This window comes from Ancylobacter rudongensis, assembly GCF_900100155.1.
Classification (GTDB): domain Bacteria; phylum Pseudomonadota; class Alphaproteobacteria; order Rhizobiales; family Xanthobacteraceae; genus Ancylobacter; species Ancylobacter rudongensis.
Window position 1 is genome coordinate 656,430 of sequence record NZ_FMTP01000003.1, and the last position, 8,127, is coordinate 664,556.

7 protein-coding genes and 1 pseudogene are annotated in these 8,127 nt (G+C 65.3%); all 8 read right to left on the minus strand.

What is annotated here, in order from left to right; genetic code table 11:
• Positions 1-275 precede the first annotated feature (275 nt).
• A complete protein-coding gene (locus BLO63_RS11205; RefSeq protein ID WP_244517812.1) occupies positions 276-1,322 on the minus strand; it encodes a threonine aldolase family protein in 1,047 nt (348 codons plus the stop codon).
• Entirely contained in the window at positions 1,319-2,530 is a 1,212-nt protein-coding gene (locus tag BLO63_RS11210; protein ID WP_091440341.1) for an aminotransferase class V-fold PLP-dependent enzyme, read from the minus strand. The genes BLO63_RS11205 and BLO63_RS11210 overlap by 4 nt, the downstream gene beginning before the upstream one ends.
• Before the next feature lie 6 nt (positions 2,531-2,536).
• The gene (locus tag BLO63_RS11215) at positions 2,537-3,289 is read right to left on the minus strand and encodes an amino acid ABC transporter ATP-binding protein (protein WP_091440344.1); all 753 of its coding nucleotides are present in this window, start codon (positions 3,287-3,289) and stop codon (positions 2,537-2,539) included.
• Positions 3,286-4,410, minus strand: coding sequence for an amino acid ABC transporter permease (locus BLO63_RS11220; RefSeq protein ID WP_091440347.1), 1,125 nt, complete (start codon positions 4,408-4,410; stop codon positions 3,286-3,288). The genes BLO63_RS11215 and BLO63_RS11220 overlap by 4 nt, the downstream gene beginning before the upstream one ends.
• 1 nt (position 4,411) lies before the next feature.
• Complete coding sequence (locus tag BLO63_RS11225; RefSeq protein ID WP_091440352.1) at positions 4,412-5,596, minus strand: amino acid ABC transporter permease; 1,185 nt, start codon at positions 5,594-5,596, stop codon at positions 4,412-4,414.
• 28 nt (positions 5,597-5,624) lie between these two features.
• Positions 5,625-6,647, minus strand: coding sequence for an amino acid ABC transporter substrate-binding protein (locus BLO63_RS11230; protein ID WP_091440356.1), 1,023 nt, complete (start codon positions 6,645-6,647; stop codon positions 5,625-5,627).
• Positions 6,644-7,366, minus strand: a complete 723-nt coding sequence (locus BLO63_RS11235; protein ID WP_091440359.1) for a GntR family transcriptional regulator — start codon at positions 7,364-7,366, stop codon at positions 6,644-6,646. The genes BLO63_RS11230 and BLO63_RS11235 overlap by 4 nt, the downstream gene beginning before the upstream one ends.
• Positions 7,367-7,665: 299 nt before the next feature.
• Positions 7,666-8,127: pseudogene (locus BLO63_RS21115) on the minus strand (hypothetical protein); the annotation flags it as partial.

The following is an 8,127-nucleotide window of genomic DNA, read 5'->3' on the forward strand; positions in this document are numbered from 1 at the left end:
AACGAGCAGCGTTCGTTCGCAAGGTCCGCGATGACTAGAACTTCGCCAAGCGGCTCGCAAAACTCGCCCCAAGCCGGGGCAGCTTTACCATAGTGACACTGGTCAGCATACCAGCCCTTGTCGTTGGTTGCTTCCCAGCCGCCACATTGAGCAATGCTCGAAGGTCAGGCGCCCCTTCTCCTCTTCGTCCGTCCGTTTGGGCCTCAGACATTCATCGGCGATAGGTCGGCTAGCCGCTTCCAAGTTCACGGCGACCGGCCGTCAGGCCAGCTGCATTAGCGCGCCTCAACAATGCGGATGAAGTGCTCAGCCGCCTGACGCACCTGTGCGGTGCTCACGTCGAGATGGGTAACGACCCGCATGCGTGTCGCGCTCTCGACACCAAAACGGATTCCATGGTCGCGCAACCGCGTGGCGACCGCATTGGCGTTGAGTGCACACTGGGACAGGTCGAGGAAGAGGATGTTGGTTTCGACCTCAGCCGGGAAAACCACGACGCCGCCGGCCCCATGGACCCATCCCGCGAACAGCCGCGCCTTCTCGTGGTCATCGGCCAAGCGCTGGTAATGGTGCTCCAACGCGTAAAGACCGGCTGCCGCGATAAAGCCGGCCTGCCGCATGGCACCGCCGAGACGGTGCTTCCAGAATAGCGCTTCCTCCATGAAGCCACTGGAGCCCGCCAGCACCGCGCCGACCGGGCAACCGAGGCCCTTGGAGAGGTCGATCCACGCGCTATCGAAGCCGGCGGTGTGAGCGGCCATCGGCAGGCCGGAAGCGATCGCCGCATTGGGCAGCCGGGCGCCGTCCATATGCGCGGCAAGGCCGTGCGCGTGAGCCACAGCGGCAACCTCGTTCAGGGTTGCCACCGGCCAGACGCTGCCACCGCCGCGATTGGCGGTCTGCTCGACGCTGACAACCCGGCTGCGCGGCGAGCGATGGCGCGGCGCGCGGATGGCGGCCTCGACCTCGCGCGCCTGGAATATGCCGTTAGCGGTCGGCACGGTGCGGAACTGCGCGCCGGCCAGCGCCGAGGCGCCCGCGCCTTCGGAACCGAACACATGGGCATTGGCGGCGGTGATGATCTCGTCGCCGGGACGGCAATGCACCAGGAACGCGATCTGGTTGCACATGGTGCCGGACGGCAGGAACAAGGCCGCCTCCATGCCGAGCAGATCGGCGACGCGCGCGTTGAGTTCCAGCACGGTGGGGTCTTCGTCGCGCTGTTCATCGCCGACGCGGGCATTGACCATCGCCGCCAGCATGCCGGGCGACGGCTTGGTCGCGGTGTCGGAAACCAGATCGATCTCGATGGGCCGGGTCACGCCTTGGCTCCCCGCAAATGGTGCTGCACCCGGTCCATGAAGAGGTGGACGTCGTCCTCGTTGTTGTAGAAATGCGCGGCCGCCCGCAGATGGCCGTCCTTGCTGGCGACGCGGATGTCCTCGGCCTCCAGCGCAGCTTCCAGAGCGTCGGCGCTGGCGCCTTCCAGATCGAGGCTGACAATGCCGGCGCGTTCATTCCATGGGCGCGGGGTGCGCACCTTCAGCTTCGCCTTGTCGGCGAGTTCGATCAGCAGGTCGGTGAGCTGATGGATGCGCGCTTCAATGGCGCTCAGGCCGATGCCCTGGATGAACTGCGCCGAGCGGCGCTGCACCGCGAGGCCGAGGAAGTTCGGGTTGCCATACTCGAAGCGATGCGCGTCGGGCGCCAGCGCGGGCTCGGCCTCGGTGCGGTCGAAGGTGGCGAAGGAGTATTTCGCGGCGAATGGCGGGCGGAAACGCTCCAGCGCATCAGGCGCAACATACATCAGGCCGGCGCCGGCAACGCTCATCTGCGCCTTGTGGCCGCCGGAGGCGACGACATGAGCGCCGAGATCGTCGATGCGGCGGTCGAGCACACCGATGGCCTGAATGCCGTCGATCACGAACAGAACGCCCTTGTCACGGCAGATCTGCGCCAGCGCATCGACATCGGCACGCTCACCGAGGCCATAGCTGACCCACGCCACGGACAGGATGCGGGTGCGGGCATCGATGGCGGCACGCAGCGCGTCGGTGCTCACCCGGTCCTCCGGCCCGCCGGGAACCACGCGCACCTCGACGCCGCGCTTGGTCAGCGGGCGCCAGGGGAAGGTGTTGTTCTCATGCTCGGCTTCGGAAATGACGACATTGTCGCCTTCGCGCCAGTCGAATCCCTGCGCGACGATGTTGATGGCTTCCGAGGTGTTCTTCACCAATGCCAGCGTCTGCGGCGTTGCGCCGAAGGTCTCGCCGACGACGCGCCGGGTGATCTCGACCTCGTTCATCGAGAAGGCGCGGCGGCCGGTGGCGCGCGACTCGATGTCGGCGAACCAGTCGGCGGCGGCCTGCGCGGCGCAGCGCGGCAGCAGCGCCTTGCGGGCGATGTCGAGATAGGTGGTGAGCTGCGTCGCGGGGAATTCCTCACGTAGCCGCGCCCAGTCCGGCGTGCCATCGGCGAGGCGCGGAGCCAGGGAAGCTGGATCGTTCGGAGCTGTCGTGTTCTTATTCATGGCGTCCTACGTGGCGTGGGAAATCTGCCCGACAAAGGCCTTGGCGCGGGCGGTGGCCGGGGCATCGAAGAAAATCTCAGGGCGCGCGGCCTCGACGATCTCGCCCTGGTCCATGAAGACCACGAGGTCGGCGACGCTGCGGGCGAACCCCATCTCATGGGTCACCACGATCATGGCCTGGCCGCTCACGGCCAGTTCCTCCATGACGTCGAGCACTTCATGAACCATTTCCGGATCGAGCGCCGAGGTCGGCTCGTCGAACAGCATCACCTCGGGCTCCAGCATCAGCGCGCGGGCGATCGCTACACGCTGGCGCTGGCCGCCGGAAAGCTGGCCGGGGAATTTGAGGGTTTGCGAGGTGAGCTGCACCCGCGCCAGGAGGCCATGGGCGCGCTCGATGGCGCGGTCCTGGGGTTCGCCGCGCGCATAGACCGCGCCGAGAGTGAGGTTTTCCAGCACGGTCAGATGCGGGAACAGGTTGAAGTTCTGAAACACCATGCCGGCCTTGCGGCGCACGGCTGTCAGGCTGTCCTGCGTGCCGTCCAGCCGGGTGCCGCACACGATGAGATCGCCCTCGTGGAACGCCTCCAGCCCGTTGATGCAGCGGATCAGTGTCGACTTGCCGGAGCCCGAGGGGCCGCACAGCACGATCTTCTCGCCGGCCGCCAGCCCCAGCGACACGTCGCGCAGCGCATGGTGCTCGCCATACCATTTATTGAGGCCGGACATTTCGACCACGAGATCGCGGGTGACGGTCATGTCGCCCTCCGCACGCGGCGCTTATTGTCGCGCTCGATAGAGCTGCCATACAGCGACATGGCCGAGCAGATGATGAAGTAGAGCAGGAAAACGAACAGATAGCCCTCGGTCCCGTAGCGCACCCAGTTCGGGTCCTGCAGCGCCGCCTTGGTGGCGCCGAGCACGTCGAACAGACCGAGAATGCTGAAGAAGGTGGTGTTCTTGAAGGCGCGGATGATGTCGTTGAACAGCGCCGGCACCACGATGGCCAGCGCCTGCGGCAGGATGATCTTGCGCATGCGCAGCCAATAGCCGAGGCCCAGCGCCTTGGCCGCTTCGTCCTGCCCTTCGGGCACGGCTTGCAGGCCACCGCGCACCACTTCGGCGGCATAGGCGGCGAAGAAGATGATCATGCCGATCTCGGCGCGGATCAGCTTGTCGACGGTGAGCTGCGGCGGCAGGAACAGCGGCAGGATCAGCGCGGCGAAGAACAGCAGCGCCAGCAGCGGAATCCCGCGCACGCCCTCGATGGTGGCGACACACAGCAGGCGCACCACGGGCAATTCCGAGCGCCGACCGATCGCGAGCAGTATGGCAAGCGGCAGGCCGCCGGCAATGGTGCCACCGAAGATCAGGAAGGTGAGTGGCAGGCCTCCCCAGAGGTCGGTGCCGACGGGAGCAAGCCCGAACAGGCCGCCCTTCAGGAGTAGAATGGTGACGACAAACACCAATGCCCAACCGGCCAGCCGCGTGCCGACGCTGAGCAGGCGGGTGGCAGAGATTGCCCCCCACGCAACCCATAGCGCGATGATGAGGCCGCCGCGCCACTGCTCGTCATAGGGGTAGGCCCCAAAGAAGATGACACGGTATTTCTCGGCAATGACAGCCCAGCAGGCGCCTAGCGCGGTGCGGCAGGCAGCGCCGTTGTCCGGCGCGTACCACACCGCGTCGATCACGCTCCAGCGCACCACATGCCAGAGCGCGATGATGAGCAGCGCACCGAGCAGAAAGGTGAAGACGCCGGCGAGCGGCGACTGGAAAAGATGGGTACGCAGAAAGGCCCGCAGGCCCCGCGCATCCGCTGGCGGCAGCCGGGGTGGGGAAGAGGCCGGAAGGGCGAAGGAACGCGGCGCGGTGTTCATCTCATCGCTCCGGAATCTGCACGAAGCGGTTGACGACATTCGCCGCCGCACCGATGGCCAGACACAGCACGAGATAGATCACCGCCATGATGCTCAGCACCTCAATGGTGCGCCCGCTATAGGTGAGCGCCGTGTTGGAGATGCTGAACAGATCGGGATAGCCGACGGCGACGCCGAGCGAGGAGTTCTTGAGCAGGCTGACATATTGCGCCGCCAAAGGCGGGATGATGACCCGCAGCGCCTGCGGCACCATCACCTTGCGATACAGGTCGCCACGGCTCAGGCCAATGGCGTTGGCCGCCTCGATCTGCCCGGCATCAATGCTAACCAGACCGCCGCGCACGATCTCGGCGATGAAAGCAGCGATGTAGAAGGACAGGCCGAAATAGATGGCGAGGAATTCCGGGGCGAGCGTGGCGCCGCCCGTGTAGTTGAAGCCGCGCAGCTCCGGCACGCTCCAGCCGAGCGGCGCACCCGCCACAAGCCATGTTATGAGCGCCGGCAGCACGACTATCGCGACCTCGATCGCGCGGACGGCCTTCCACGGCCGCCCCGTGCGACGACGGCGGCGATCGGCGAGACGGGCGAAGATCAGCGCCAGCATCGCACCGACCGCCAGCATGGCGGTCACGATGAGCAAAACGGAGCCATTTTCCGGTGCCGGAACCGTCAGGCCGCGATTGGAGGCGAAGGCGAGGCCGAAGAACGACCAGGACTGGCGCGGTCCTGGCAGCAAGGTGAAGAAGCTGTACCAGAACACGATCTGCACCAGCTGCGGCGTGTTGCGGAAGGCCTCGACATAGGCCTTTGCCAGACCGGCGATCAGCGCGTTGCGCGACAGCCGGGCGAAACCCAGTGCAACGCCGATGACGGTGGCGGTGATGATGCTGACCAGCGACAGCATCACCGTATTGCCGACGCCCACCGCCAGCGCGGCGAGATAGGACGAGCCCGGCGTGAAGACGAAGAAGGCCTCGCCCAGCGCGAATTGCGCGGGATCAAACAGAAAGCCGAGGCCGGACGTCATGCCCCGTTCGGCCAGCGCCCGGCGGGCATTGATCACCAGCCAGATGGCGAGCGCGAGCAGGGCAAGAACGAGCAGCGTCTGCCAGACGATGGCCCGCACCCGCGGGTTTCGCCAGGGTGGCACGGAGGGCGCCACCCTTGCCGGAGATGTGAGGCTCATCGAAGGCTGCTCGTTCCGGTCAATGCGCTCAGAGCGGCGGGGCGTAGATCAGGCCGCCATCGGTGTACTGGGCGTTGAGACCGCGCTCCAGCTTCAAGGGCGAGCCCTTGCCGACGTTGCGCTCGAACACTTCGCCGTAATTGCCGACCTGCTTGACCACGTTGTAGGCCCATGCCGGATCGAGCCCGAGCCCCTTGCTGCCGGCATCCTCGACGCCCAGCAGACGGCGCACGATCGGATCGGTGCTGGTGGCCTTCATCTCGTCGACGTTCTTCGAGGTGATGCCGCTCTCTTCCGCCTGGAACAGGGTGAACACCGTCCACTGGACGATATCGCGCCACTGCGCGTCGTCCTGGCGGACGACCGGGCCCATCGGGTCCTTGCCGAACAGTTCCGGCAGGATGACATAGTCGTCTGGGTTCGGGGCGACCGCAGCGCGGGTGGAAGACAGGCCCGAGGAGGACTGCACCGCGACATCGCAACGTCCGCCGAAAAAGGCGGTGTTGATTTCCTTCTGGTCGTCGATGACGACGAGCTTCAGCGTGATCTTGAACTTGGTCTGGATGTCGGCGACCACGCGCTCGGAGGTCGAGCCGGGACGCACGCAGACGCTGGCGCCGTCGAGATCCTTGGCGCTCTTCACACCGAGCGCCTTCGGCACCATCAGGCCCTGGCCGTCATAGAAGGTGGGCGCGACGAAATCGACGCCGAGATCGGTGTCGCGGGCACGGGTCCAGGTGGTGTTGGCGACGGTGACGTCGACTTCGCCGGTTTGCAGCGCGGTCAGGCGGGTCTGGTTATTGGTCTTGAGATATTTGACCTTGGTGGCGTCACCGAAAATCGCGGCGGCCAGTGCACGGCAGGTATCGACATCAATGCCGTTCCACTCGCCCTTGCTGTCCACCGAGGAGAAGCCGGGGCGGCTGCCATTCACCGCGCAGGTGACGACACCGTTCTTCTTCACCGTCTCGAGCGTGGTGGCGCCCGCCGTGCCGCACACGGCGGCAAGGGCGCCGAGGGCGACGAGCCCGGTCGCAAAATGCTTTTTCATTCCGTGATCTCCAAACCTCTGGTGGCGCCCTTGGCGGCGTTTTTCTGTGTTGAAACGTGGCTGGCGGCGGAGGCCGCTTCGAGCTTGAGCCGGATGTCGAGGCCGCGCTTGAGATGCGCGCGCATCAGCTTTTTGGCGGCACGCGGGGCGCGCTGCTCAACGGCGTCGAGAATCTCGATGTGGTCGGCGAGCGTTGAGTACAGGTTCTCGTGGGAGAAATAGCGCGGCAGGTGGAAGGCCAGCCGGAAGCGCAGCCTCAGCAGGCGCACCGTTTCGATCAGCGCCGCATTGCCGGTGGCCACCATCAGCAACTCGTGGAACTCGGTGCCGCAATCGTCGATCTCGACGGCGGTGAAGGCTGACGGGTCCTTGGCCATGGTGCGCATACGGGCGCCGCAGGCGGTAAGCGCCGCCGTCGGCCCGTGAGTGGCGGCAAGTTCGGCAGCCAGGCATTCCAGCACCTCGCGCACGCGGTAAATCTCCGCGAGATCGCCCGCCGATATCCGCCGCACAAAGGTGCCACGCGCCGGCTTCACCTCGACAACGCCTTCCTGCTCAAGCTGATGCAGCGCCTCGCGCACCGGCATCCGGCTCATGCCGAGCTGTTCAGCGAGCTTGCGCTCGGACAGCGGCGCGCCGGCCTCCAGCGCCTGCCCGAAAATCAGGTCGACGAGGCGGTGATAGGCGCGGTCGCGCTCGAATTCGAAGGGCACTTTCATACCGACAGTCTGGTTGACCGGTATACCAGTTGCAAGCTGAAATGATTGCCAGATACTGCCTTCGGATTGGTCAGCTGGTGCTGGCGTTGGGGCAGGCGGGACCAACCGAAGGCGGTCGTACCAAAAAAGGCCCGCTCATTCGGCTGTGCAGATGCAATTCGTCGCGTGCCGAAGCCTGTTCGTCCCCGAGCAGGTCAACCGATACTACCCCACTCTGCTAAGCGAAATATGAGCAGCGCTTACCGGCATGAAGCTGCGTCGCGAACCCCGTTCGAATCCCTCGCGGCCCGCCATTTAACTCAGTTAAATTGCTGATTTAAAACAGCTTTTATCGCAGGGCCTGTTAGCTGCCCCTCATTTCGTCCCACATATTTGAATTGCTGCGCGCCCCGACCGACCATTGAGCGCCCTCTCGCTTGGGCTGCGATCTGCCGGCTCTCGGGGTGCTCGGTCATCATGCGCTGCGGCCCAACCCTTTGCCGCGAAGCGGAGGCGATCGCCTTTAAAAAGTCGATGAAGGCGCTTGTCCGGACGCCCTTAGGATTTTGGCTCAGATCAACGGTTTGCACGACCACCAGCCGTTTGGCCGGCACAACGGCGATGATCTGGCCGCCATAGCCCGACGCGTAGAAGGCGTTCTTTCCCCAAATGTCCTCGGGAAGGGTCCACCACAAATAGCCATAGCCCTGCCGAATCCGCTTCGCCGAGGAATAGGTCGTGGTCGACTCCCTGACCCATGAAGCCGGGATGACCTGCGTGTT